Origin of the sequence: Lactobacillus apis, from assembly GCF_003150935.1 — a bacterium.
GTDB classification, from domain to species: Bacteria; Bacillota; Bacilli; order Lactobacillales; family Lactobacillaceae; genus Lactobacillus; species Lactobacillus apis.
Genome location: NZ_CP029476.1, coordinates 171,230 through 197,456, shown reverse-complemented (window position 1 = coordinate 197,456; position 26,227 = coordinate 171,230). Strand labels below are relative to the sequence as shown.

At 36.6% G+C, this 26,227-nt stretch carries 31 protein-coding genes; 7 read left to right on the top strand and 24 right to left on the bottom strand.

Annotation, left to right across the window (positions count from 1 at the left end; all coding sequences use genetic code 11):
• Positions 1 to 2: 2 nt before the first annotated feature.
• From DKL56_RS00945 to rsmG, 8 genes are all read right to left on the bottom strand, one after another.
• Complete coding sequence (locus tag DKL56_RS00945; RefSeq protein WP_109715076.1) at positions 3 to 1,727, bottom strand: ABC transporter ATP-binding protein; 1,725 nt, start codon at positions 1,725 to 1,727, stop codon at positions 3 to 5.
• A 142-nt stretch (positions 1,728 to 1,869) separates the two neighbouring features.
• Entirely contained in the window at positions 1,870 to 2,652 is a 783-nt protein-coding gene (locus DKL56_RS00940) for a DUF1129 family protein (protein WP_109715075.1), read from the bottom strand.
• 9 nt (positions 2,653 to 2,661) lie between these two features.
• Entirely contained in the window at positions 2,662 to 3,762 is a 1,101-nt protein-coding gene (ychF, locus tag DKL56_RS00935) for a redox-regulated ATPase YchF (RefSeq protein ID WP_109715074.1), read from the bottom strand.
• A gap of 27 nt (positions 3,763 to 3,789) precedes the next feature.
• Positions 3,790 to 4,065 carry a DUF951 domain-containing protein gene (locus DKL56_RS00930; protein ID WP_074426018.1) on the bottom strand — a complete coding sequence of 92 codons (276 nt, stop codon included), beginning with the start codon at positions 4,063 to 4,065 and terminating at the stop codon, positions 3,790 to 3,792.
• Positions 4,058 to 4,945 (bottom strand): ParB/RepB/Spo0J family partition protein, encoded by an 888-nt coding sequence (locus tag DKL56_RS00925; protein ID WP_109715073.1) that lies wholly within the window; start codon positions 4,943 to 4,945, stop codon positions 4,058 to 4,060. The genes DKL56_RS00930 and DKL56_RS00925 overlap by 8 nt, the downstream gene beginning before the upstream one ends.
• Entirely contained in the window at positions 4,923 to 5,702 is a 780-nt protein-coding gene (locus DKL56_RS00920) for a ParA family protein (protein ID WP_046306204.1), read from the bottom strand. The genes DKL56_RS00925 and DKL56_RS00920 overlap by 23 nt, the downstream gene beginning before the upstream one ends.
• Before the next feature lie 16 nt (positions 5,703 to 5,718).
• Positions 5,719 to 6,555, bottom strand: coding sequence for a nucleoid occlusion protein (gene noc, locus DKL56_RS00915; RefSeq protein ID WP_109715072.1), 837 nt, complete (start codon positions 6,553 to 6,555; stop codon positions 5,719 to 5,721).
• Positions 6,556 to 6,570: 15 nt separating this feature from the next.
• Positions 6,571 to 7,293 carry a 16S rRNA (guanine(527)-N(7))-methyltransferase RsmG gene (gene rsmG, locus DKL56_RS00910; RefSeq protein WP_109715071.1) on the bottom strand — a complete coding sequence of 241 codons (723 nt, stop codon included), beginning with the start codon at positions 7,291 to 7,293 and terminating at the stop codon, positions 6,571 to 6,573.
• A 157-nt stretch (positions 7,294 to 7,450) separates the two neighbouring features.
• Between rsmG and DKL56_RS00905 the strand changes: the two genes are divergently transcribed.
• Positions 7,451 to 7,987 (top strand): CvpA family protein, encoded by a 537-nt coding sequence (locus tag DKL56_RS00905; protein WP_109715070.1) that lies wholly within the window; start codon positions 7,451 to 7,453, stop codon positions 7,985 to 7,987.
• Between the two features lie 162 nt (positions 7,988 to 8,149).
• A complete protein-coding gene (locus DKL56_RS07935; protein ID WP_338035261.1) occupies positions 8,150 to 9,220 on the top strand; it encodes a C39 family peptidase in 1,071 nt (356 codons plus the stop codon).
• Positions 9,221 to 9,324: 104 nt separating this feature from the next.
• Here the strand turns inward: DKL56_RS07935 and DKL56_RS00895 are convergent, their stop codons facing one another.
• The 11 genes from DKL56_RS00895 to yaaA all read right to left on the bottom strand — a co-directional run bounded on the left by DKL56_RS00895 (position 9,325) and on the right by yaaA (position 17,570).
• On the bottom strand, positions 9,325 to 10,254 hold the full coding sequence (locus DKL56_RS00895; RefSeq protein ID WP_109715069.1) for an FAD:protein FMN transferase: 930 nt from the start codon (positions 10,252 to 10,254) through the stop codon (positions 9,325 to 9,327).
• An 8-nt stretch (positions 10,255 to 10,262) separates the two neighbouring features.
• On the bottom strand, positions 10,263 to 11,054 hold the full coding sequence (locus DKL56_RS00890; protein ID WP_109715068.1) for a tyrosine-protein phosphatase: 792 nt from the start codon (positions 11,052 to 11,054) through the stop codon (positions 10,263 to 10,265).
• A gap of 84 nt (positions 11,055 to 11,138) precedes the next feature.
• Positions 11,139 to 11,687 (bottom strand): NADPH-dependent FMN reductase, encoded by a 549-nt coding sequence (locus DKL56_RS00885; protein WP_074426026.1) that lies wholly within the window; start codon positions 11,685 to 11,687, stop codon positions 11,139 to 11,141.
• 11 nt (positions 11,688 to 11,698) lie between these two features.
• Positions 11,699 to 12,238, bottom strand: coding sequence for an NADPH-dependent FMN reductase (locus tag DKL56_RS00880; protein ID WP_109715067.1), 540 nt, complete (start codon positions 12,236 to 12,238; stop codon positions 11,699 to 11,701).
• A gap of 143 nt (positions 12,239 to 12,381) precedes the next feature.
• Positions 12,382 to 13,020: a TetR/AcrR family transcriptional regulator gene (locus tag DKL56_RS00875; protein ID WP_109715066.1), complete on the bottom strand. Its 639-nt coding sequence runs from the start codon at positions 13,018 to 13,020 to the stop codon at positions 12,382 to 12,384.
• 68 nt (positions 13,021 to 13,088) lie between these two features.
• Positions 13,089 to 13,307, bottom strand: a complete 219-nt coding sequence (locus tag DKL56_RS00870; RefSeq protein WP_074426029.1) for a hypothetical protein — start codon at positions 13,305 to 13,307, stop codon at positions 13,089 to 13,091.
• A gap of 446 nt (positions 13,308 to 13,753) precedes the next feature.
• Positions 13,754 to 14,428: an ABC transporter ATP-binding protein gene (locus tag DKL56_RS00865; RefSeq protein WP_109715065.1), complete on the bottom strand. Its 675-nt coding sequence runs from the start codon at positions 14,426 to 14,428 to the stop codon at positions 13,754 to 13,756.
• Between the two features lies 1 nt (position 14,429).
• The gene (locus DKL56_RS00860) at positions 14,430 to 15,491 is read right to left on the bottom strand and encodes an ABC transporter permease (protein WP_109715064.1); all 1,062 of its coding nucleotides are present in this window, start codon (positions 15,489 to 15,491) and stop codon (positions 14,430 to 14,432) included.
• Positions 15,491 to 16,012: a TetR/AcrR family transcriptional regulator gene (locus tag DKL56_RS00855; RefSeq protein ID WP_109715063.1), complete on the bottom strand. Its 522-nt coding sequence runs from the start codon at positions 16,010 to 16,012 to the stop codon at positions 15,491 to 15,493. The genes DKL56_RS00860 and DKL56_RS00855 overlap by 1 nt, the downstream gene beginning before the upstream one ends.
• A gap of 155 nt (positions 16,013 to 16,167) precedes the next feature.
• Positions 16,168 to 16,773, bottom strand: a complete 606-nt coding sequence (locus DKL56_RS00850) for a histidine phosphatase family protein (protein WP_109715062.1) — start codon at positions 16,771 to 16,773, stop codon at positions 16,168 to 16,170.
• Positions 16,774 to 16,802: 29 nt separating this feature from the next.
• On the bottom strand, positions 16,803 to 17,570 hold the full coding sequence (gene yaaA / locus DKL56_RS00845; protein ID WP_109715061.1) for a peroxide stress protein YaaA: 768 nt from the start codon (positions 17,568 to 17,570) through the stop codon (positions 16,803 to 16,805).
• A 62-nt stretch (positions 17,571 to 17,632) separates the two neighbouring features.
• Between yaaA and DKL56_RS00840 the strand changes: the two genes are divergently transcribed.
• Complete coding sequence (locus DKL56_RS00840) at positions 17,633 to 18,289, top strand: hypothetical protein (protein WP_109715060.1); 657 nt, start codon at positions 17,633 to 17,635, stop codon at positions 18,287 to 18,289.
• Between the two features lie 42 nt (positions 18,290 to 18,331).
• On the opposite strand, the gene DKL56_RS00835 is transcribed toward DKL56_RS00840, so the two are convergent.
• The gene (locus DKL56_RS00835) at positions 18,332 to 18,679 is read right to left on the bottom strand and encodes a hypothetical protein (protein WP_109715059.1); all 348 of its coding nucleotides are present in this window, start codon (positions 18,677 to 18,679) and stop codon (positions 18,332 to 18,334) included.
• 177 nt (positions 18,680 to 18,856) lie between these two features.
• Between DKL56_RS00835 and DKL56_RS00830 the strand changes: the two genes are divergently transcribed.
• A complete protein-coding gene (locus DKL56_RS00830) occupies positions 18,857 to 19,303 on the top strand; it encodes a hypothetical protein (protein WP_109715058.1) in 447 nt (148 codons plus the stop codon).
• 44 nt (positions 19,304 to 19,347) lie between these two features.
• Here DKL56_RS00830 and efp read toward each other — a convergent pair whose 3' ends face one another.
• The 4 genes from efp to helD form a co-directional block, all read right to left on the bottom strand.
• The gene (efp, locus tag DKL56_RS00825) at positions 19,348 to 19,920 is read right to left on the bottom strand and encodes an elongation factor P (RefSeq protein WP_109715057.1); all 573 of its coding nucleotides are present in this window, start codon (positions 19,918 to 19,920) and stop codon (positions 19,348 to 19,350) included.
• A 146-nt stretch (positions 19,921 to 20,066) separates the two neighbouring features.
• Positions 20,067 to 20,981, bottom strand: a complete 915-nt coding sequence (gene coaA / locus DKL56_RS00820; RefSeq protein WP_109715056.1) for a type I pantothenate kinase — start codon at positions 20,979 to 20,981, stop codon at positions 20,067 to 20,069.
• A 105-nt stretch (positions 20,982 to 21,086) separates the two neighbouring features.
• Complete coding sequence (locus tag DKL56_RS00815; RefSeq protein ID WP_109715055.1) at positions 21,087 to 21,536, bottom strand: GNAT family N-acetyltransferase; 450 nt, start codon at positions 21,534 to 21,536, stop codon at positions 21,087 to 21,089.
• An 11-nt stretch (positions 21,537 to 21,547) separates the two neighbouring features.
• On the bottom strand, positions 21,548 to 23,842 hold the full coding sequence (gene helD / locus DKL56_RS00810) for an RNA polymerase recycling motor HelD (RefSeq protein ID WP_109715054.1): 2,295 nt from the start codon (positions 23,840 to 23,842) through the stop codon (positions 21,548 to 21,550).
• Positions 23,843 to 24,047: 205 nt separating this feature from the next.
• Between helD and DKL56_RS00805 the strand changes: the two genes are divergently transcribed.
• The 3 genes from DKL56_RS00805 (at position 24,048) to DKL56_RS00795 (ending at position 26,166) form a co-directional block, all read left to right on the top strand.
• The gene (locus DKL56_RS00805) at positions 24,048 to 24,683 is read left to right on the top strand and encodes a matrixin family metalloprotease (RefSeq protein ID WP_074426046.1); all 636 of its coding nucleotides are present in this window, start codon (positions 24,048 to 24,050) and stop codon (positions 24,681 to 24,683) included.
• Positions 24,684 to 24,711: 28 nt separating this feature from the next.
• On the top strand, positions 24,712 to 25,359 hold the full coding sequence (locus DKL56_RS00800; protein ID WP_074426047.1) for a histidine phosphatase family protein: 648 nt from the start codon (positions 24,712 to 24,714) through the stop codon (positions 25,357 to 25,359).
• A gap of 216 nt (positions 25,360 to 25,575) precedes the next feature.
• The gene (locus tag DKL56_RS00795; RefSeq protein WP_109715053.1) at positions 25,576 to 26,166 is read left to right on the top strand and encodes a matrixin family metalloprotease; all 591 of its coding nucleotides are present in this window, start codon (positions 25,576 to 25,578) and stop codon (positions 26,164 to 26,166) included.
• The last annotated feature ends 61 nt before the right edge of the window (positions 26,167 to 26,227 follow it).

Genomic DNA, 26,227 nt, shown 5'->3' with positions numbered 1-26,227 from the left:
ACCTACTTCTTTTGTTCTTCTTGGAATTTAGCAATTGAGCTATACAGATCGTTACGTTTCATCAACTCATCATGGTTACCAATATCTTGAATGTTTCCATCATCCATTACGATAATTCGATCTGCATCCTTAATTGAAACAATTCGTTGGGAAATGATAATTTTAGTCGTATCAGGCATTTCTTGTGCTAACGATTCACGAATTTCACGTTCCGTTTGCGTATCAACTGCCGAAGTCGAGTCGTCCAAAATTAAAATCTTTGGTTTCTTCAAAAGTGCTCTGGCAATAGTAATTCTTTGCTTTTGTCCACCAGAAACGTTGTTACCGCCTTGTTCAACCATTGTGTCGTATTTATCAGGCATTTCCTGAATAAAGTCATCTGCATGGGCAATCTTTGAAGCAGCTAAAATTTGCTCGTCAGTTGCATTCTCATTTCCCCATTTCAGATTGTCCTTAATTGTGCCAGAGAATAACACGTTATTTTGCAAAACAACCGCAACATTATCACGTAAAGTCTTTAAGTCGTAAGATTTAACGTTATGTCCAGAAACACGAACTGCGCCCGAATCAGTATCATATAGACGCGGAATCATTGAAACTAAAGTTGACTTTGATGAACCGGTCTTACCAATGATACCCAATGTTTCTCCAGGTTTGATTTTTAAATTTATATCGCGTAAAGCGAAATTTCTGTCATCTGGATTGTACTTAAAGTTAACGTGATCAAAGATGACTTCACCATTAGTTACTTCTTTTAATGGTTTAAGTGGATTTTCAATGGATGGCTTTTCATTAATTACTTCGGCAATTCTTCGACCACTAGCAGCTGAAACGACAAGCTGAGTAATGATCATTGCTAAAATATTCAGACTGTTTAAAACGGAGTTTGAATATGAGAACATTGAAATCAATTGACCGGCTTGTAAAGTACCACCAACGATTTCCTTTGCACCAAACCAGCAAATTGCTAAGTTTGAAATATTCAAAACAGCTATCACAACCATTGAGTTAAGTGACATGATTTTTTGTGCTGTTGAAAATAGCTTGTAAATAAAGCCAGACGACTTCTTAAACTTAGTCGTTTGCTCATCTTCTTGAACATATGTCTTAACTTCACGAATACCACGAATGTTTTCACGAACCACTTGGTTCATCTGATCGTAGCCCCTAAAAATTTTAGGGAAATATGGGTTAGCACTTTTAATAATAAGTGCCATGATAATCACGAAAACAGGAGCAATAACGACAAAGATTAACGACAATCTAGGGCTGATGATTAAAGACATAATGATTGAAACAATCAACATCATTGGCGCTCTAACAGCAATTCTGATCATCATTTGATATGCCATTTGAATGTTGTTAACATCTGTCGTCATTCTAGTTACAAGACTGGAGCTGGAAAATTTATCGATATTTTCAAACGAAAAGTCTTGAACATGGTAAAACATATCTTTTCGCAGATTAGCAGCAAAACCTGCTGCAGCGTGAGCGGAGAAATAGCTCGCACCTGCACCTAAAACAAGTGACACAATTGTAATCACGAACAACAGCAAACCTGTTTTCATGATATACGGCATGTTACCCTTCATGATTCCATTATCAATTAAAATACCAACTAAATATGGTATCAGCATTTCAATGATAACCTCACAAATAACAAAAAGTGGGGACAGCAAAGATTGCTTCTTATACTGCCTAATTGATTTACGCAGTGTATTAATCATTAAGTACCTCTTTCTATCCACGGGAAAATAGCTATTTCTCGGAGTGCAAATTTAATTTAAAAGGATAAATAGACTTAAAAATCTATTTATCCTTGTAAATATATAGTTATTTAATTATAGACCTTTTTTTTACAAAAAGCACCTACTTGTTTGTTGTCGCCGGATTAAAAACTGAACCAATTATCTGGAAATGACGCCGGAATACCCAACGAATTCCGTATGCTGCAACTGCAATAATAATGTTAGCTATTCCAGGCAAAACAGGGTTAATAACTCTTAATGCTGGAATTGCTAATACCCAGAAGCAGGCGAAGAGGACTGCCAACATCAGGACAAAGCCCCAAATCAGTTTTGACCAAGGAATTTTTCTGTTTTTCCCAGCTGAAGGCAAGACCCACTCATTATACTTGGTCATGAAGACACCCATTACACCACCTACAAGAACTAGTGACAAAATCCCCATTTGTGAATTATTCTTCGAGTTTGGTGTAAAGAGTGCAATAACACCGAAAATACCAACAAACAAAGCGATATATAAGAGAGCACTATCTATTGCATATTGCCAAAACGGGATATCAGCTGCTGTCTTTTTCTTTGGCTTCAACATATCAGTTGCTTTGAGCTTGGGTGCCATGCCATAGAAAGTAGATGCTGGTTGACCATGACGTTGAGCAACAACCAAGTCAGCCAATAAATCATCAACGCGTTTATTTGCATCTTCAGTGCTCATTTTGCCTTGAGTTTCTAATTCTTTTTGCAAGCGATAAATGTAATCAGAGTTTTTATTACTCAACTGCTGACGCAGTTGCTCTGGATTCATTTCCTTCACTTCGTCGTCTTTATTTTGAATCTCAACTTTTTCTTTCAGCTTTTCTTGCTTACTCGTATCTATTTTTACTTCTTCTTCAGTTTTCTTTTCAGCCATTATCTTTTCCTAAACATTAAATCTAAATTCAATAATGTCACCGTCTTCGACTTCATAGTCTTTTCCTTCAAGGCGCAACTTGCCGGCTTCTTTAACCTTTTGCATTGTTTCATATTTGTCCAAGTCAGCAAATGAAACAACTTCAGCACGGATAAAGCCACGTTCAAAGTCTGAGTGAATTACACCAGCAACTTGTGGGGCTTTCATACCTTCATGGAAAGTCCACGCACGTGTTTCTGGTCCACCAGCTGTGAAGAATGTTCTAAGTCCTAAGATATGATATGCTGCTCTGATTAAACGGTCTAGTCCTGACTCACTAACACCTTCAGCCTCTAAAAATTCAGCTTTTTCATCATCATCAAGTCCGGCTATTTCTTCTTCAGTAGCAGCTGAAATGCCCAAGCACTCAGCATTTTCACTTTCTGCATGCTTTTTAACGATTTGGAAGTATTGATCACTTTCAGGATCGGCCATAGAGTCTTCAGCAATATTGGCAACATAGATAACTGGCTTAGCTGTCAATAAGAACAAACCTTTAACAATTTTTTGTTCTTCTTCATTGAAGCTGATTGAGCGTACGGCCTTGCCCTCTTCTAAAACTGGCTTGATTTTTTCCAAAACAGCAAGTTCAGCTTTAGCTTCCTTATCTTTTTGCTGTGCAAGCTTCTTTACCTTGTCAATTCTACGGTTAACTGCATCCAAATCGGAAATTGCCAATTCCAAATTAATGGTATTGATATCCTCTTCTGGATCCACCTTACCAGTTACAGAGGTAATGTTGTCATCTTCAAAGGCACGTACTACATGAACAATCGCATCTGTTTGACGAATGTTCTCTAAGAACTTGTTACCCAGCCCTTCACCTTTTGACGCACCCTTAACCAAACCTGCAATATCAGTAAATTCAAAAGTTGTGTGAACAATTTTTTTCGCAGGTACTAATTCCTGAATTCGTGCCAAACGCTTATCAGGTACTTCGACCATCCCTACGTTTGGTTCAATCGTGGCGAATGGGTAGTTAGCCATTTCGGCCCCCGCCTTAGTAATTGCGTTAAATAAGGTTGACTTCCCAACATTTGGCAATCCAACAATACCAGCAGTTAATGACATCTTTATCCTCTTCTTTTTACTTCTAAATTAATTATTATCTTGATTAAAATTTGGTTGGGCAATATTTTCCTTTGGTACAAAGAACTCGTTTTTCTTATTTACAGGATCATTTGCCTTAGTCATAACTTTTTTAAGATTGTGTTCAAACTTTGATCTCGGCATCATCACAATATGACCACAGCCCATGCACTTTAGACGAATGTCTGCGCCCAAACGCAAAATTTCCCACTCATTTACTTTGCAGGCGTGCGGTTTTTTCATTAAAACTGTATCTGCTAAGTTATAACTGATTGTCTTACTCATCAAGATCAACACCCAAGATATCGAGAATTCTGTTCAGCTCATCGACTGAGGAGAATCCAATTGATAAACGACCGTTACCTTTTTTGCTTTCGGAAATATTAACTTTGGAACCCAATTTATCAGATAATTGGTGCTCACTTTCTCGAATAAAGGCTGATTTTTTGGTCGTCTTCTTATGAGGCTTCTTTGCGTTAAGACTAGCTACAAGGGCTTCTACCTTACGAACAGGCATCCCCTCTTTAACTACTTGCTTGGCAACCTCATCAATTTTATCTTTGTTCTTTAGCCCTAGTAGTGTTCTAGCCTGACCCATTGAAAGGTCACCATGCTGCAGAAGGTGCTTAGTTTTGCTAGGCAAAGTAAGTAAACGCAGGTAGTTGGCAATATATGGACGTGATTTGCCCATTCGTTTTGAAACTTCTTCCTGTGTTAAGCCCAAGTTCTTTTGTAGCATTTCATAGGCTTGAGCTTCTTCTAGCGGTGTCAAATCTTCACGTTGTAAGTTTTCAAGAACAGCCACTTCCATCATTTGGCTTTCGGTGAATTCACGTACAATCGCTGGGACTGTTGTTTTCTTGGCTAACTTGGAAGCACGGAAACGGCGCTCACCAGCAATAATCTCATAACCATTAACAGACTTACGAACAATAATTGGTTGAAAAACGCCATTTTCCTTAATTGAATCCGATAGTTCTTTCAGAGTTTTATCGTCAAAACTCTTACGTGGTTGATAAGGATTGGGTCTAATATCACCAAGATCAAGGTCCTTGATTTCTTCTTCAGTTTCTTCAATCTGTGGCTCATCTTCAAATAGCGCTTCAATCCCGCGGCCAAGACCGCCTTTTCGCTTCATTTCTTTATTTTTTGATTCTCTTTCCATGATTCTTCAACACCTCCTTAGCTAAATCATCGTATACCTTGGCACCTCTTGAATTAGGTGCGTATTCTGTAATTGCTTCGCCGTAGCTTGGAGCTTCTGCTAGTTTAGTTATTCGGGGAATAATAGTTTTATAAACCTTATCTGTGAAATAGGACTTAACTTCTTTAACAACTTCTGCGCCCAAATTAGTACGTGCATCCAGCATGGTAAGCAACACACCCTCAACACCTAAGTCCTTATTGAAGTGCTTTTGAACTAGGCGAATAGTATTAAGCAATTGGCTTAATCCTTCCATTGCATAGTACTCACTTTGAACTGGAATTAAAATTGAGTTTGAAGCTGTAAAGGCATTAATTGATAACTGTCCTAAAGAAGGTGGACAATCAATAAAAATGAAATCATAATCGCCACTAACTGTATCAAGCGCTGACTTAAGCCTTGTTTCTCGTGCCATCATGCTGATTAGTTCAGTTTCTGCTCCTGAAAGATTAATGGTGGCTGGTACTAAATCCAGCTTATCAGTTGAAGTATGGAAAATTGTGTCTTTGAGTGGAACATCGTTAATCAACACACTGTAAATATCTTGATCAATTTCCGATTTTTCAATTCCTAAGCCAGAAGTTGCATTCCCCTGTGGATCAATATCGACAATTAAAACGCGGTAGCCACGTTCTGCAATCGAAGCCGCCAAATTAATAGTGGTAGTAGTTTTACCAACGCCACCCTTTTGGTTAGCAACCGAAATTACACTTACCATATTTTCCATGTGCAACCTACTTTCTCTTTAATTCAATCGTAATCATATAATCATCAGGATCATTGTTTTCCTTGACTTTAACTTTGATGCCAGATTCTTTAGCTAACTTAACTGCACGCTTAATTGTGTTAATTTGAACCTGCATGTCCTTAGGTATTCGATTGACAGCGCGCTTTGTTTTTTCCGCCTTGTCCTGTTCTTTTTTATTTTCAAAGTAGCCATCAACGTCTTTGACAATTTTTTCTGTATCACTAACATTAAGATTATTGTCCAAGATTTCATCTAAAACACGTCCTTGGTCTTTTTGGCTTAAGCCTACCAGGCAGCGACCATGTCGCGGCGAAATTTGTCCACTAGCAAGATAGCTTTGAACTTTAGGCGATAACTTCAGCAATCTCATCTTATTGGCAACATATGATTGAGATTTACCAATGTTTTGCGCAAGAGCTGTTTGCGTCAAATTATTTAGTTTCATTAAATTATTATATGCTTGCGCCTCGTCGATTGGATTTAAGTCTTCTCTTTGTAAGTTTTCAATCAGCGCTAATGATGCAGCTTGAGCTTCATCCATATTGTTAACAATTGCAGGAATGGTTTCCCAGCCTAATTGTTTAGCAGCACGAAAACGACGCTCACCCGCAATGATTTCGTATTGCTCGCCCTGTTCGCGAACCACAATTGGTTGCAGCAATCCTTCCTTATCAAGCGTCGTTGCTAATTCACGAATTGACTCATCTGAAAACTCACGTCTTGGTTGATAAGAATTTGGAACGATTTTAGTTAATTCAATATCTTGAATTTGTTTATCTTTAGGAATTTCATCGTGATGTCTTAAAGAAGAAAATAGTGACATGTGATTGTCCCCCTATTAATGAATTGGTTTACGATGCGGTGTTCCCGCTTGTCGTGGATATTTCTTGGGTGTCATTTTGACTTTTTGAACAAGAATCAGCGTTCTTTCTTCGTCACTATAAGGTAATTGCAGTTCTTCAACCTCACTTACCTTCCCACCAAGTGTTGTGATTGCCTTTTGACTATCTTTTAACTCATCATCAGCTTTAGGCCCCTTAAGTGCAATGAAATTACCATCTTTTTTGACTAGTGGTAAGCAATATTCACTCAATACCGCCATATTGGCAACTGCACGAGCAGTTACAAGATCAAACTGCTCACGGTATTGCTTGTTTTGACCGACGTCTTCGGCACGACCATGAACAAGTGTTACATCCTTTAGATCTAACTTATCAACAAGTTCTTGCAAAAAAGTTAATCGCTTACCTAGAGAATCGACAATAGTGACTTTGATTTCTGGTTTTATAATTTTGAGCGGAATTGATGGGAAACCCGCACCAGCACCAACATCGCATAATTCACTGCCCGATTTAAAAAGTTCATCAAACATGAATAGTGGCGTAACACTGTCAAAAAAGTGCTTAAGATAAACATCATTTTCTTCAGTAATTCGCGTGAGGTTAACATGCTGATTAGCTTCAATCAAACTAGTAAAGTATTGGTTAAATTGGTTGATTTGCTTTTCATTTAATTTAAAATTACGCTTTGATAATTCTTGGACAAATTGTTCAGGATTCATTTTTCACCCGTGAAACCTTGTTTCACACCCTATAAATTTAACGCTAAAAGCGGCTTATTGTAAAGCCATTATATCTTATTAATTATGAAATATTTTTTGACTGCCGTCAAAGTCTAAATCAGCAAAATACGCTATAATATCGTCAAAGGAGATCAATATGATTGTTACTTTAATTGTTTTAGTCTATTTGGCCCTAAAAACATATAAGGGATACCAAACTGGTTTTACCAAATTAATTATTAATTTAATTTTCGCAGCAGTTGTTTTTATCGCTGCAATCTTATTTCAAAATCCTGTTGGCAATTGGCTCTATAGCCAAATTACTGGTCAAAACATTCAAACCAGTTTAGCTCCCAGTACCAATTTAATGATTTTTCGGTTCTTAGCCTTTTTCATTATTTTATTTGTTGGTAAATGGCTAATCAAAATTGTTAAAGGCTGGTTTCCAAGCAAAAAGCCTCACTCAACCAGTTTTGGTACGCTTTTAGATGGTGTTTTAGGCGCAACCGCTCAATTTTTTGCTAGCTACTTTTTCGTCTATATAATTTTGTCGATGCTCAATGCTTTGCAAAATCCATGGTTTATTCAACAAACACTTAATTCACCATTTTTACGTTTTATAATTTATAGTACACCAGGCCTATCTAATGGTATGTTCAACTATATTTTTAGTATTAGTCGGACAGCTGCATAAAAAGGTTAAACAAATGAAAAGCAACTACGATTGCCTTTTTTATTACTCTTTTTTTAGATTAACTTTTTCCATTTAAAAATATGACAAATTAATTGGTGATTGTAGTAAACTAGTTTTGGTAAGATAATTTAACAATAATATATGAAATTTTGGAGGAAAAAAGTGGATAAAAAATCAGTGCTTAAAAAAATAAAGACACTTTCTGCTGCAATCTTGCTTGCTGCTCCGATTGCAAGCTCAAGTATCGTTTCGGTTGTTAGCGCTGCTGATGAGGCTCAATCACCTCAAAGCAGTCAAACAACTCAAACACAGCAACCTAGTCAAACTGACCAAACAGATCAAGCTGGGAAAGCTGATCAAACAAAGACGCCGTCTTCATCCGATCAGACAAAAGCGCCTTCGACCACTAATAAGGAGCAAACAACAACTGCTTCAAATAAAAAGGTTAAGACTTTTAAAGTAGCCATTGTTAAGAAGAACTACGGCATTTATCAAGGCAATTTTGAGAACAAAAAATCTAGCTCAAAATACTTCCACAAGACTTTTAATGTCAGCAAAACTTTTACCCACAACGGTAAAAAATACTACTGGATTAACCAAAAAGGCAAACCAACAATTGGCTATATTAACAAAAACGCTGTAGCAACACCTAACCAAGCTAAAATTGTTAAGGCGCCATATGTCAGCCAATATGTTCCGGTTAAAACACCTTGGGGCTGTGCAGGTGCTTCAATGTCGATGCTACTTGGCTCACAAGGTCAAAAGATTACTGCAAGTTTCTTAAAGAAAGTACAAGACAACTTACCAATGCAACCAACTAAGGGTGGTCAAAAAGGTGATGTATACACTGGTGTCGGTTTTGGCTATGTAATCCGTCCTGGTGCTTTAGCTAAATATGCTCGTACCTTTAAGACAGGTAAAAATGTTATTAACATTTCTAGCAAGAAATTAACCTTAGACGACATTAGAATGTACGTTCAAGGTGGAAAGCCTGTTCTTTATTACGGCTTCTCTTCATACCAAAAACCTGGTGACAATGTACGTAACCACTGCAAAGTTATTGTTGGCTATGAAAAAGGTAAATTCTTAGTTTATGACCCTCTATACTACTCAAAGCATGATGGTGCTGGTACTGGTGGCAAGAACATGAACTACGATCATGGTGCAATTGCTTGGCTTCCAAAAGCAACAATTCAACACGAATTCTGCCACAAGGCTATCACTATTAAATAAATTCAATTATTTTAAAAACCAAAGCTGGTCAAATTTTAGCTTTGGTTTTTTGTTACTTAATAAAAAAACTGCTTTTACCATACTGTAAAAGCAGTTTTGAATCTTTACTGATCAAAATTATCATATTCAACGTGTTCATCATTATATACAAAAACGGCGCCAATTCGATCAGGATCGTCATGCCAGCCTTCAATTGGATGTCCCGCAAAGAAAAGCCGTTTGCATTCAATTTCAGCTTCAACTGAGTCCTTGGTAAAAGTAGTTATGCCAGCCAAATCAGTTTCTACTGGGTAGCCAGTTCTTGGATCAATCAAATGATGATACTTATGACCATCTACAACTAGATAACGCTCATACGTACCACTGGTTACAGCTGAGCACTCTGGGACCGTTACTGTTGAAATGTTATTGCCACGCGGCTTCTTAGGATCTTGAATACCAACTGTCCACTGACCATTCGTACGCTTAGGCGAATCATTAACAAGTAAAATGTTACCACCAAGATTAATGATGCCAGCTCTGACGCCGTAAGCATGCCAAAAGTCACGAATTCGATCAGCAATCCAGCCTTTAGCAATACCACCTAAGTCCAGTTCCATCCCAGGTTTCTTCAAGTAGACTGTTTGATTTTTATCATCTAATTCAACACTAAACGGATCAATCAATTTCATTTTTTCTTGTATTTGTTCATCAGTTGGAACATGCGCATCCTTAAACCCAATTGCCCACAGCTTAACTAACGGACCAATCAATGCATTAAAGCCAAAGTTTTCGCGGCTTTGTTCAACTGCTAACTTAACCAAACCATAGACAGCACTTGAAACCTGAACCGGTTCCTTACCTGCAGCATGATTAATATCCATTACCTCTGAATTTTCACGATTTACCGTCAATAAATCTTCGTAGTGATCAATCAGATCAAACGTTTCATTAATCAAAGTATCATCAGTTGTACCAAAAATTTGTAAAGTAATTGAGGTACCTAAGGCATGATGCTGACCTGTTGCCTGCTCTAAAGTTAAATTTTTAATCATTATGTTTTCTATTTCTCCAAGTATTTTTCTTTAATTAGTTCTTTCATTTGATCATCAATCTCAAGTTCATTAGTAATGTATGAATCAAGACCACCAAAATTTTCATTAATAGTGATTAAGCTGGTGTCAAAATAAGAATTAGCAACCGAACCTAAAACACGCATATTGGCACGGAAATTGTCATTTTCTCCTGCTTGTTTAAAGTGCTGGTCACGAACTGCACGATAATCATTCAACATGTAGTTTGAATAAAGATAGTCCTGTCGAATTACCTCCATATCTACGCCTAAAATGTATAAAATAATAATCGTTACCAGACCCGTACGGTCCTTACCTTCAGAACAATGATAAAGAATTGCCCCGTCATCATTTTCTGCTATCAATTTAATAATATGATGAAAGCTTCGTTGAGCTGACTTATTAAGGATATGGTGATGATAGCGTCGACACATCAACTTAAAACCTGCATATTGGTCTTTACGATATTCAGCAAATCCTTTACTCATATCAAGTCCGTGCCCACCAGTATTATCTTCAGCAGAAAGTGGACAAGCATAGTGCTCTACATTGTCCAACTCTTTATCCGGATTTTGTTTACACTCAGCTGGTGAACGTAAATCAATAATTGTACGTAAGCCGTAATCTAGCAAAAACCGCTCATCAGTTGGCGTTATTTCACTCATATTACCAGTCCTCAGTAAACGGTGGGGGCGAATTTTTCGGCCATCAAATCCTACATATCCTCCGATATCACGAGGGTTACGAACAGATTTTATTGGCAACACAATTGGGGCAGTCATCAACAATTTCCTTCCTGACAAAAATAACCGGATAGTTAATCCTATCCGGTTATTTTACTCTCTGCTAAACAATCTAGCAAAAGATTATTTGTTTGCTTGTTCAATAAACTTGAAGAAGTTATCCATCATACCATCTAATTGCTTGATTGTTGCTTCGTCAGTTAATTCACCAGTTTCTTTGTCAAACTTGCTTGGAGCTTGACCAATCAAAACTTCGTTACCTGGCAAAACGTTAGCACTCATATCTGGTGAAAGTAAAATTTCACGCATATCTTCTTGTGCTCGACCAGTACCTTGAGTACCGTATGAAGCACCAGCAACAGCAACTGGTTTCATCTTCATTACGTTAGGACCAGCGTGTGAACCTAACCATTCAAGACTACTCTTTAATGCAGCAGGAATAGTGTGGTCGTATTCTGGTGTAGTGATGATGATACCATCAGCATTCTTAACGTCTTCGATCCAAGGCTTAATAGTGTCATCAGCCATTTCTGTTCTACAGAATGGTGTTAACTTATCAATTTCTTTTACTTCAATATCTGCTTTGTCACCATAACGCTTAGCAATAAACTTTGCTAAAAAACGGTTGTATGAGAAATCAGCGTTTGTACCAACAATTGCTAAAATTTTCATTCTTGGTCCTCCTACTTAGTAACTTGTGCGTACCAACTATCAACTTCATCGAAGAAGTGACCTAAGAATTCAACAGAAGACTTATCAGTTAAGTCACCATTTTCATCAAATTGTTGAGGTGCAACACCCATCATAAACTCATCGCCATTAAAGATCTTAGCACCAAAACCAGGTGCAGTCATCAAACTCTTCAAACGACTTTGTGAACGTGAAGCACCTTGAGGCATTGGAGAAGTTGAAACAATAGCAACTGGCTTACCCTTAAACGGGTGTGTTGCACTTGATAACCATTCAAGTGCGCTACTTAAAGCACTAGTTACAGAGTGTTGTTGCTCTGGTGAACCGATCAAGACTAAATCAGCATCTTCAATTTCTTTAGTCAAAGTTTGAATAGCTTCAGGAGTGTCTTGACCTTCTTTAAACATTGGCAAACCTTTAACAGTTGCTAATTTAAAGTCATATTTGTCAGCAAATTCCTTAGAGATAAACTTAAGTAATGCTTCATTAAACGAATTATTGGCATTTGAACCAGATAATGCAAGGATTTTCATAAAAACCACCTTTCAAGAAAAATAATTTCTTAAATAATTATAACATCATCTGTATTTTTTGGATAAAAAACATAATCATAAGCCTATAGAAGTTTAATCTTTTCATTCTATAACCCTTGTTATATATGGGTTTTATTAAAAAATTATTTTTTGTGATTTTTTTCTTTTTTCGCTCTAGCTTCTTTAACATCTTCAGTATCGAACAGAGAAACCGTGCTAGTCTCACTTAGCCAATCGTTAATAACCGCATCATTAAGCTGGGCAGACAGCACGTTTACAATTTGCGTCTGCGAAAAACTTGCAATACCGTTAACTATTAACGATGCCATACCAATTGTCGTAATCCAATTAGCAATTACAATATTTTTAATTTTTTCATTTGTATGATCTGTGTCGCTATACTGCTCTTTAAACTTAGTAACTCCGAGTTCAATCAAAGTATCAGAAATAACCTTGCTTCCAAATTTTCCGTCAACAAACATTGCGCGAAAAAGATTTTCATGTTGCTCAGCAAATTCAATATATGCCAAATCCATGTCTACCATAGGTTCACTAGTGTACTGTTTCTGCAAAATATTACTTCTAAGGTTGTCCGCAATTTGACGCAAAACTTCGTTACGTAATTCATCCATGCTCTCAAATTCAAGATACAATGGTTGCGTTGAAAAATGACCTGCTTTAGCAATGTTTCGAGCAGTTAAGCTCTCAACTCCATCCTTTGCAACCATTTTATAAGCAATATTTAAAATTTTCTTTTTCCCGATTTCTTTTTTTCTTGCCATTCAATTCCCCTTGATTAATCTTAGTATCTCTATGTTAGAGCTCAGTGTAGGAGTCTACTAGGAAGACCTTATAGTTCGTTATCTAAAAATTCATTATAATAAGTTGAAACCATATCATTTACTTCACTTTTGCTTAACCCCTGAGATGCACAGAAAGAAAAGAATGCGGCAGATAGAATGTAGCCTCTTTCACGATCTTCCGTCAAATTATCAGAAAATCTCAAATTGATACTTTGATTTTCGTAGTTTGTTGTTATTTCAATTGCTTTATCTTCTGGATTTTCCATTTTCTACCTCAATTATAATTACTTGGCTATTTGTTTGATGTTAAATGTTCTGTCAACGTCCTCTAGCATAGGACTTAAACCCCAAAAACTATATATCAAAAACATCCACTTTAAACATTTTTTGCTATTTTTCAAACAGAACATTTAAGTTTTTGAAAATAGTAATTACTTAATAGTGATTCTGTTCTTTAACCATTATCGATTCAGTAATTTATACTATGTTATAAAATAACAAATAGCTATCTACTGTTAAGAATAGTAAATTTGAAACTATTTTGTCAAGAACAATATACTTTTTTATACCCAAAAGCATCAAATCTCAATTGCAAATTTGATGCGTGCTATTGCCTATCATAGATAGCTTGGTATCCAACGTGAGAAGAAGAAAATTGCTAAATAAACTGCAACCTAAAATTTCGATTTTATATTATATACCATTTTCGAGACTATTGCTTTTTTATCATTTCCCCATCCATCATTTCGTAAATATGATCAGCATATTTTTCCAATCTTGGGTCATGAGTCACTAAAATGACTGCCTTTTGGTAATTTTTGGCAAGGTTTTTAAACAATTGACCTACTTCATCTACATTTTTACTATCAAGTGATGCTGTTGGCTCATCTGCCAGCAAAATTTTGGGGTTAGCATAAAGTGCCCGAGCAATTGCGGCACGTTGCTGCTGACCACCAGACAGCTCACTCGGATACTTATTTACTAGTCCGGTAATTCCCAACTGTTCTAATAACTTGTCCATTGTTGCTTGGGTAAGGTTGCCCTGCTTTTTTACATGATCAACAAGTTCAAACTGCTCTTTAACCGTTAAAAAAGGAACCAAGTTGTATGCCTGCAAAACAAAACCAATCTGGTTCAGACGCAATGCATTACTTTGCTTAGCAGAAATATTAGCAATATCCTCACCATTAATGTAAACCTGTCCAGATGTCGGCTTTTGTAAAGAACCTGCAATCGTTAAAAAAGTGCTTTTACCCGCTCCAGACGGTCCCATGATTAACACAACTTCGCCTTCATTGGCCTTGAAATCTATTTGCTTAAGCGCTTGAACTTCTGCTGCACCTGTTCCATATACTTTCTGAACATTTTTCAATTCAATAACTGCCATTTTATTCACCTATCGCCTTAGCTGGATCTACCTTTGAAATTGATCTAATCGGAATTAAGCTACCGATAATTCCTGTTAATAGCATGCCGCATGTTCCACTTAAAATAATTTGCGGTGTAAAGCTCATTGGAACTGCAGCAGGCAGAACTTTTGCGGTTAACCACATTGCAGCCAAACCAATAATTACTCCAACTCCAACCAAAATAACCGATTGGCTGACTGTTGCTGCTACTAAAGTTCTACTTGGAATTCCTTGAGCCCTCATTACAGCAAAATTATGCATCTTTTGCATTGTCAGAATGTACAAAAAGACTGCAATAATAATTAACGAAATAACGAACAGAAAGCCAATCATTAATTGGAAAGTCATATTTTGAGCTGTGTAACCCGGCAGCTTTTTAATGAACTGAGCAATCGGGTAAGTCTTACTGTTAGTGTGATTATAACTGTAATTTGCATTCCGAGAAATTATTGCAGATGACTTTATATTAGGCATCCCTTGACGTAATTTGCGCCAACTTGCTAACGAACCATAAATAATTGGTGCAATATTTATCTTGGCGTTTTTAACAAAACCAACAATACGATACTTGTTTGCGGAGCCGTTTAATTCAAGCTTGTCACCTAGCTTATAGCCTTTTGTCTGAAAGGCTTGATCGACCACAACTTCACGATCCTTTTTGGCTTTTCTACCAGCAATTAATTCCTGATCATCGTAAATAAACTGATCTTTCTTTACCCCAATAAACTGGGCCGAAACCTGTGGGCGGTTACTGTTTTTAGCAACTACAGGTGTCTGACCAAGTAAGGCTTCATTTTTAGTTAGCTTTGTTTTACTCAAATCATCTTTAGTTAAAAGTGATTGACTCATGCTCACATTAGCATTTTTATTTAATACCACTTGCTTGGCATCCCAAGACTCAATTGCCTGCGTATTTTCACTCGCTAAACCAACTGCTAGTGACGATAAGATAAAGATTAAGTAGCTGATTAGGAAAATCATTAAAATGATCAATCCATAACGCAACTTTTCCCGTTTAATTTCTTTAATCGCTAAAAACATTAATCTGACTCCTTTTTAAGTAGCGTCAAGCCCACCTTAAGCTTAGACAAAACAAGCTCCTTTTGCGTTGGTTCAGCCAGTATTTCCCTAATAGCAGCATGACTGAGAACCATAGCGCTCCAATTTTGCGGACTTAATTTAACTAACACGTCCTGAGGAAATGGTTTACTAACTGTGCTCTCGTTATACAACATATGCATTTTAACTAATTTGGCATATTTACTACCTTGCGTTTGATCAATGAAATCAACCACATTCTGATAAAAAATTTCAGGCTGATAGTCTGCTGGCGTCTTAACAAAAGAATGAATTTGTTTCATTGCGAGCTGATACAGATATTCGTATGCATCAGACAAATCTTCAAAGTACTTGTAAAAAGCTCCACGCGCAATTTCAGCTTCTTTAACAATCCGGGCCACCTGTGCCTCAGCCAACGGATGATTGCTAAATTCGTTGAGTAAAGCTTGGGTAATCTTCTCTTTTTTGTCCTGCGGTAAATTTACGAAAGTTGGTTTTACCATTTCCTCATCTCCTTTTCTTAAAAAGTGACGCCGTGTCACTTTGGTAAAATATTAACTCTTATAATTTTTTCCGTCAATCAAAAAGCTCTTACACTTTTTAATCAACTTAAAAATTTGGCAATAAAAAAGAGCTCTTTTCGAACTCTTTTCCCTGTTTATTTAAGCACTAATAATCGATTGTAATAGTTTATCCGAGCCACATGATCACGATATGAGATTTTAGCTAATGCGCAGTTATCAATTGTTTCAAATGCATTGATATCTCCTGCTGTAAAATAATGGGCAAACATCATTCTAATTAATGTGCCATGACAAACAGCCAAAATCTTTTTATCGAGATATTTCTCCTGCAATTCATCGAGGAAACTGCCACAACGTTGATCAAGTTCCGCAAAAGTCTCGCCATGTGGCGCGTATTTAACGTAATTAGCTGCCGCTTTTCCCCATGGATCAATCGCATCCGGATACTTTTTACCTAATTCTGTTAAATATTTTCCATCCCACTCACCGAAATTGAACTCTACTAAGCGCTCATCAGTGATTATTTCTTTTTGACCTTTGGTAAAAATTTGCGCTGTCGTCAACGCTCTTTTCATCGGACTACAAAATACAAGGTCAAATTGATTAGGATCAAAATTTGCTGCAGCTTCTTCTGCATATGTACGCCCCTCTTGGTCAAGGTCATGATCAAACCGTGACCCCTGAATTTTCCTAGTCTTATTTAAATCTGTCTGACCGTGCCGTACAAAAACAATTTCCATGCTAATCTCCATTTACTAACTTATCGGTATTAATGTCGCTTGAAGTCAAAGTCTGTTCGAAAGACATACCTACTAGATGTACTTTCTTCAGCAACAAACTGAAAGCCAAAATCATCAAATTCCTGCAAATCTTCCGGCTGCTTAAGTTGGTTTTCTGAAATAAAACGAACCATTTCACCTCGTGCCATTTTAGCATGAACGCCAACTGTCTTCCATTGCCCATTTTTTTGTTCCTGAAAATCAATCGTAATCATTTGTCGTTTATCAGATAAGTACGGCGTAATATTCTTTGAATATTCCTTTGAAGCCAAATTAATTACGACATTATTTTTATCAAAGAGATTATTGGCCAAAGTTTCGCCCCAATATTTATAAAGGTTTGGTTCTCTAAAACCTAAAACTTTGTTCTTCATCTCTAAACGGTATGGCCACACACCATCAAATGGCCGCAAAACACCATAGAGACCAGACAAAATGCGCACATTTTTCTGCAGGTATGCCAAGGCTTCAGTTGTAAACAAGTCCGGTGCCATGTACTGATATTGAATACCTGAATACGAGATAATTGCTGGCGTTAAGCCCTCTACTTCAGTTATGTCCAGGGCAGCGAGTTGTTTTTGTCCTACTTCAGTAGTGCGGTCACTTCCACCCCAAATTGCCTTTAATTGCGTAAAACTGCATTTTTTTAAAAAATCGGATAGTTCTTTTGCCTGGGTTAAAAACTGTGGCTGTGATTTCGCCGCAAAGGCATTAGTATCAACTTTCATTTTCATTGCTGGTGAGATAATAATTTTCATCTTTCGTATTTACCGCCTTTTAGGTTAAACTTAATAGTATGAGTATTAAGGAGAGAGATTTAATGAATCCTGATTTTGCTATTATCTTAAATTTTAAACTAAAAAGCACCAAAGATGTAGATGCTGACTTTTTAGTAAAAACTGCACGCAATATTGGTGCTAGAGCTGTTGCAACTAATCAATTGCAAGCTGACTTCGAAAAGGCTTGTGCTAAATATACTATTGCCCTAGTTGATACGCAAACTGGAGTTGATTTAACTCCTGACAATGTAATTGATGAAATTATTAATCACCGTAAAGAAGGAAACAGCATATTTATCAATGTTGAAGTGGATTCTGCCAATTCACTTAGTGAAAGCACAACAGAAATGTTCACCGCGACCAACAATTGGATGCACATTTTTGGCCATGCTTTAAACGAAAGCGAACCATGCGCATGCACCAGCGACAACGGTTTTGTCTTGCAAAACCGTCACATGCAATATCAAAAATATGTTTTTGTTAAAAAACCACTAGCACAAGAAGTAGTGGTAGACGGTATTGCAGTTGAACCTAACCGAATCGAAATGATCGAAAAGCGAACTGAACCAAAATTTAGCTATGAAGATGGCAAACTAACTATTGATTTAGCAGATATTCCTGAAAGTGATTTTGACTGGCAAATTATTCGTGTACAGGAGCACAGGCCAGAAGACGATATTAAAGAAACTAAGTTTTAAAGTTCAACAAAAAATAGCACTTAATATAAGTTAAGTGCTATTTTATTTTTGATTAAGATACTCCAGTATTGGTTTGAGATCCTTTTCTTTTTTCTGTTTTGGAATATCAGGGTTTTTCAGGATTTCAAATGCAGGTTGAACTACCGCATATATCTCCCTGTTCTCTAAACTATCAATCGTCAAATAACTAATTTTAAAGTAGGCCTCCAAACCAGTTGTATCATTTTCATCTAAAGCCTTTTGTATGAGGAATATAAACACCTTTTTCAAGTTACGAGTTCTTTTCTTTTTTTCACGTTTCTTATCATAGACAGGTAAAAATAGCGCCACGCAAACAGCAGCAATCTCTGCTATAGCTGTTACCCACTCAGATAATGGTCCTATTTCCATGATATCACCTCCGTTCAATTATACTATTGCATCAAAAAGTTCAACTATTTTTATCACTACCAATGGCCAAGTAATATTATTCACACTGTATTTTTATGGTGAATTTACACCACAAAATTAACTATATGCAACTTGAATAATTTACAATAAACTAAAACACTTCAAGGAGAGTTATAAATGAAATCTAACAAACCGTTTTATCAAAAGTGGTGGCTTTGGCTAGTTGCCTTCTTTGCCCTTACCTTTTTCGCTAATGATTCAACTTCAAGCGAGCATCAGAGCAATCAAACTAATGAAGCTCGCTCTGTAGAAGTTACCCACAAAAAAGATGCACCACAAGCCAAAGCAAAAGTACAGGAACTTGTAGTTAAACATAATAATCAAAAACCCACAAAGCAAGTACTGACCGTCAATAAAAATGTTACTCAGAAAACGCAGTTTAACCAAGTAAAATACTACCGTCAAGGAAAAAGTCGCGTTGTTTATATTGCACCTAGGTCTGGTAGTAGATATCATTATAATCCTAACTGCCGCGGTCTCAGGCCTGCAAGAGGAAATATCTCTAAAATATCTAAGAAAAATGCGATTAGCCGCGGCTACACTTTATGTAAATGGGAAGATTAACTATGAAAAAACGCAGTCATTTTCAACTGCGTTTTTAAGTGTATCTATTTATTACCTTCGGCTCTTGATTTATATACGCCTTCAGCGGTATTGATAATTAGTTCTTCGCCCACTTTGATAAAATCAGGAACTTGAACTACTAAGCCAGTTTCCATTGTTGCAGGCTTACCTGTACCAGTAACTGTAGCACCCTTAATACCAGGTTCAGTATGAGTAACTTTCATTGTAACAGTTGCTGGTAATTCAACGCCAAGGAGTTTACTGTCATTAGCAAATTCCAATTGAACTTCAATATTTGGCATCAAATAAAACTTATCATCACCAAGTTGTTCACCAGAAACTTCATATTGTTCATAAGTTTCGGAATCCATGAAAGTATAAACGTCACCTTCGTTATAAAGGAATTGTGCTTTCTTTTTAGTAATGTCGATTAATTCAACCTTTTCAGTTGGACGCATCGTCTTATGAACCACCGCACCACTTTCAATGTTACGTAAGTCCATTTGCATAACAGTATTGCCCTTACCAGGTTTGTGATGGTTTGCCTTAAGCACCCGAATCATTTTACCGTCTTGACTAAATACCATACCCTTTTTTAAGTTAATTGCCTGTACCATTGTTTTTTCTCCTTTTTATTTTAATCGTGTTTAAATTACAGAAAAAACTTTACGCTGGAGGCAATGCAAATTTTTTAATTAATAATAAATAAATCGTATTCATACCGTTTAGTATAGCAAAATTGACCCAAACTAGGTACTAAAAGTTAAAACTGTCTTAGATAGATTTCATCAATTTTATGGCTGGTTGTTTTATGCAAAATTAAGCTGGCCCGTTGTTTAGTTGGTGCAATATATTCACGCAAATTAACCAAATTCACCATTTGCCAAGTATCTTGTGCTAATTGAATTGCATCTGCTCGAGGACCGTTAGCCATCTCATAGTAAAAATTAGTTGGATCATTTTTATTCATTTCAAGCACGCGTTCAAAACGTTGCATGAACCATTTTTCAATTAGTTCTTCATCAGCATCGATGTAAATTGAGAAATCAAAAAAGTCACTGGTAACAATTTGCCCATTAGTTGGTAACTGTAAGGTATTAATTCCCTCAATGATTAAGATATCTGGCTGCTTTACATGTCCATACTTACCTGGAACAATATCACTTAATTCTTGTGAATAAAGCGGATAGGCAATATTTTCTTTGCCGCTAAGGACATCCTTTAGAAAGTCACTCAATAAGTTCATATTGTAACTTTCAGGAAAACCCTTCCGATCAAAAAGGCCACGCCGTTTCAATTCCTCATTCGGATAAATAAAGCCATCTGTTGTCATTAAATGAACATTTAAGTTAGGAAATGTTCGGCTAAGTAAAACTTGTAGAAGACGAGCAGTTGTTGATTTACCAACTGCAACCGAACCAGAAATACCAATGATAAAAGGTGCAGCTAGCACATGCTGCCTTAAAAATTCACTCTGCTTTTGCTGCAAAGTACGTTTTTCTTGGTACACCAAATAAAGATAGTTAATTAGGCTACCATAAATTTCTTGAACATCCGTTAAATTAATGACATCCCCTAATGATTTAATTTTTGCAAGTTCGTCCTTCGTTATTCTAACAGCATCATTAGAAGAAAAAGATGCCCATTCGTCTCGATTAAAACGCAAATAATTTTTCATCTTTAGTCTTTCCCTTACCTTATGTTCAAATCATTAACGATATCAAGTTAAATTATCTCTTTGCAAAAGAAAAACTCACGTTAAAAACGCAAGTTTTACTTCTTTTTATAAGTTATAGTACATCATAATGTGTTCAATACCAGCTTCAGTAAAAACTTCACCCTTAGTCTGATAACCTAATTGATCATAAAAAAGTTTAGCTTGCATTTGAGCATGGCAAATTAATTGCTTAACACCAAGGTCGCGTAGATATTGGTGCACCTGCTGCATCATTTTTGTACCAAGATGTTGTCCACGTGTTTGCGCATCAACTGCTACACGGCCGAGGACCCACTGATCATTTTCTTTAAAAATACGGCAAACAGCAAGTGCTCTATTTTGCTCTTCGTTCTGCAAAAAGACCTGGATTGCAGTAAGATCTTGATCATCAAGTTCAGGCTCAGTGATTTTCTGTTCCGTGACAAATGTATCAATGCGCAACCTTGCAATGCAGTATACCTCTTGACCTGACATGTCAGCAATTTTTTTAAACTTAAATGTTTCCTGTTTCTCCATCTTAGCCTCACCTATTTTTCTTCGTAAGTTTCTTGATCAACATCAAGTAGAGGACTTTTAGCACCTGTATAAATCATATCAAGCTTATACATTGCACGCGAAGTGATTGTGTAAACCAGTTGCGTTTCATCAAGACGGTGATAGCTCTTCTTTGAGGCATCCCACATAATGACTGCATCGAATTCCAATCCCTTAGCTAAATATGACGGAATAATCAACGTTCCATCAACCAGTCGCTGATTAGCGGTTGCAATCAAAGTGGCTTTTACACCATTTTTCTTCAATTTTTCTGAAACAAACTTAGCACTTTCAAGGTCTTTAGTAATCACCGCTGTTGTCAACTTGTTTTGCTCATTTTCCATTAATACTTCTTGCAAAACTTTTAACGCCTCAGCCTCGTCATCTCGTCCCCAAACGACAGGCTTTGGTCCTTGCCTGTTAAAGGACTCAATTTTTTCACCCTGACGTAAAATTTGCTTAGTAAAATCTGTTAATTGCTTGGTTGAACGGTACGATTTAGTTAGCTGAACAACATCAGTTTTCTTAGGATCGAACAAACCACTAATTTGTTTAAGTAAGCTTCGACTCTCATCCTTAGTGAAAATAGCCTGGTTTAAGTCTCCCAGCATTGTGAACTTGGCGCGTGGAAAATTATATTTAAGGTAGCAAAGTTGAAATGGCGTGTAATCTTGAATTTCATCAATAAAGGCATAACGCATTTCATAATCAACGTGCCGCCCAGTAATCATGTCATATAAGTAAAGATAGGCAGAGACATCATTCATATGAATATAGTGGTTCTTAAAGCTAGCTTTGACTTCTTCAACATGGTCATTCCACTGGTCTTCAGTAATATTCCATTTAGAAAGATCAGTCATTTTCGGAACGCGACGCAAGAAACTAAGGTATTGCGCACGCATATTAATAAAGTTATTACGCTTTATTTGTTGGAAAACTTTATCCAGTGCCTTAACCACAATCTTGCGGCTTAAGAATTTTTCTTCTTTTTCCTCGGATTCAAATTCTTGATCAGGCCGGTCATATAGCTCGTTAAGTTGTTCTTGACTCAGGCTCTGAATTTCATCAGCTACCCAAGACTTTTTAGCTTCAGAATTAATCTTGCGGTTAAGCAATTTAATTAACTCTTCACGCGTTGCATCAATTCGGTTGCTTAAATTGTAGTTCGAATTGTAGGAATAATAAATTTCATTGATTTTTGCATTTTCAAAAAATGGACGCTTTTTGTCACGGAAATAAATGTTCTTAAAGATTACACCACGTTGATTAAGGTGTTTTGCATAGCGAGTCAGCAAGTCAAAGAAACTAGTTGAATCTTTAAATTGACTGATTGCTGAATCGGCAGAATCATCCTCAAACTGATCAAACAGGTTTTCGACATTCATGCCAGGCAAACGACGTGCAACAAATTGCCAGTATGTCATTTGCACCATATTCTGTTCACCCATCTCAGGCAAAACATTTTTAATGTAGTCATTAAATAGCTGGTTAGGGCTAAACATGATAACATCGCTACTTGTTAAATTACCACGGTACCGATAGAGCAAGTATGCTATTCTTTGTAAAATTGCAGATGTCTTTCCCGACCCAGCAGCACCTTGAACAAACAATAAATCAGCGCTTGTATTACGAATAATCTTATTTTGCTCGCGCTGAATTGTCGTCACAATCGACTTCATTTGCGTACTGGACTTTTCACCCAAGACCTCAAGCAACATTTGATCACCAATCGATTCATTGGTATCAAACATATTGACAATCTTACCGTCTTCAATCATAAATTGTCGCTTCTTGGTCATCTCAACGGTAATTTCACCTTCAGGAGAAACGTAAGAAACGTCGCCAAGCTTGCCATCATAATAAATTGAAGAAATTGGGGCACGCCAGTCATAAATTAAAAAGTGATCATTTTTGTCAGCAAAGGAGCCTAAACCAATATAAATAGTTTCTGCAGGCTGACCATTTTCTTTAAAATCAACTCGTGCAAAATACGGCTTTTGCTCTAATTTTTGGATTGTCGTTAATTGCCTAGCTGCATGTTGCCATGCATTCTCGCGTTCATCAAGAAGTTGCTGCTGTTGATGAATTGATAAAGCTGTTTCCATTGAGGTGGAATAGCCGTCATAGTCTAGTTTTACATCATCAAAAAAGTGAGAGTTAAGATCCTTAGCTTCTCCTTCTGCCGACTTAATTGAAGAGGATAACTCCGCCTTTTTGGCTCTAATCATTTTTAAGATATGATCAAGGTGCTCTTGCTCAAACTTTTTTTCATCTACTCTATTTAACATAACGTCACCTGTTTTTTCAGAAATTAATTTTTATATTTTTCGAAATTATAATGTTCATATATACTTTATTTGCAGTTTTTTTATTTTTATATTTTCAATCAAAATCCGTGAAATTTTAAGGATTTATGTCTATAATACAGTTAAAGAATAGTTTGAAAGCAGTACATTTTCCTTTAAATAACAACAGTATTGGAGCTGATAAATTATGAGTACCTTTCATCATTTTCTAAATAAACTATTTTATGCATTAGTTGCCACAGTAGCACTCAGTGGGTGCTTTGATATACTTAACTCTGGAAATATTCCACTTAGCAACATACAGAATCAAATCGTCTATGCAAAAAAAGCAAAACGTGTAGCAAAAAAGACAAAAAAGGAAACAGCTTCTGAAGAATGGAAATGGCCTCAGCCTAGTGCCACTGTATATATCGACTTAAAGGGAGACCAGAATCTTATCGTAGCTACCAATCATGCAATCAAAGTTTGGAACGAAACTGGGGCTTTTACGTTCAGTAAAACTAAAAATAAGAGCCAAGCTGATATTATCGTTAAAAGTGCCTATAACCCAGACGTTAATTACGCCGGCTACACAACTTTCCATTTTTACGTAAAATCAGGCCAACTATTTTCTGCAGATACCACCTTAAATACCTATTACCTTGACAATTTCTCAAGCTACAATTACAGTTATGAACGAGTTGTTAACACTGTGGAACACGAACTAGGTCACGCAATTGGGCTTAAGCACAATAATGGTCAATCAGTTATGTATCCAACTGGCTCCATCTATTCTATTCAAGAAACAGATATTGAAACTGTAAAAAAACTTTACAATAAATAAGTATATTAAAAAAATATAAGTAGGTAAAATGAAAAGAATCTATATTGTTCGTCATGGGCAAACATACATTAATCGCTATAATAAAATGCAGGGTTGGTGCGATACACCACTAACTGATAAAGGTATTGCTGATGCCAATGAAGCTGGTGAAGCTCTTAAAGGTGTTGCGTTCGACATTGCTTTGTCTAGCGACTTGAAACGTGCTAGTGATACTTGTGATATTATCATGGCACACAATACTAATAATGATGTACTGCAGCATATAGCTTCCCCATTTTTCCGCGAACAATTTTATGGTTACTTTGAAGGCATGGATTCTGATGCAGCATGGCAAATGATTGGTGGCCCGCACGGTTACAGGAATCATTATGATTTGTTTCAAAAAGAACCACTCGATAAGGTTAAAGACTGGATTAAAGAGGCCGACCCCTTTCATGATGCTGAAAATGCAGAAGAATACTGGAAACGACTCAATCAAGGCTTCAATCTGATTGATCAGCTTGATGGGGCAGAGAATATCCTACTTGTGACTCACGGTTTCACTATTCGTAGTATTGCCGCAAAATATGGAGATTTTGATATTAGCAACGGTCCCCGTAATGCTTCAATCTCAATTATGAATATAACTGATAAAAACAAAAAAGTAATTTCATACAATAAAATGAAATTGTTCTAGCTACATTTTCTTCACTTAATCAAAACCTCAATTATCAACATAACTGAGGTTTTTTATTGCTCACAAGTGTTCTATATTTTCTCATAGTCATGCAAAAATATCTAGGCAAATTGCAGTTGTTCACTAAATAATATAGATTTATAATCAAAACTTTTTAATTGTTTACTGCTATAATTATCATGAATATTATTATATTAGCTAGCAAAGGTAATTAAGATGAAAAAAAGCCTTTATTTTTTTAAAAAAACAGTCTGTGCGTTATCTGTTTCAGCTGTTCTCATTGGATCATTCTTTTTAAGCAATAATCCTAGTTCGCCAGCTTCTTTTAGACAAGTTACCTATGCCAAAGAAACACAACACCGTCGGTGGAAAAAAGCCAAAGCTTTGATTTACCTTGATTTAGGGAAAAATGACGATTTAATTGCCGTAACTAATGATGCAATTAAAGAATGGAACGAGACAGGTGCATTTACGTTCACAAAAACTAAGAATAGGAAAAAGGCTCAAATCACAGTTGTACCTTGGTACAATTCAGAAACCCGCTATGCAGGTTACACTCATTGGCGCTATTATGTCAAAAACCACCGTCTCGTTGCTTCAACTATCCAGTTAAACACATATTACTTGTGCGATTTTGCAGATGATGCTGAGCGCTACCAACAAGTACTTCAAGCTATCGAGCATGAACTAGGACATGCAATGGGGCTTGATCATAATACAAAAGTGCCGTCCGTCATGGACACTGAAGGAAGGTACCCTATTCAGCCAGTCGATGTTAAAAACGTTAAGAAACTCTACCATAAATAAAGCTTGCTCCATAGATAAAAGACCACTCACATTTTTAGTGAATGGTCTTTTTACTCTCGAA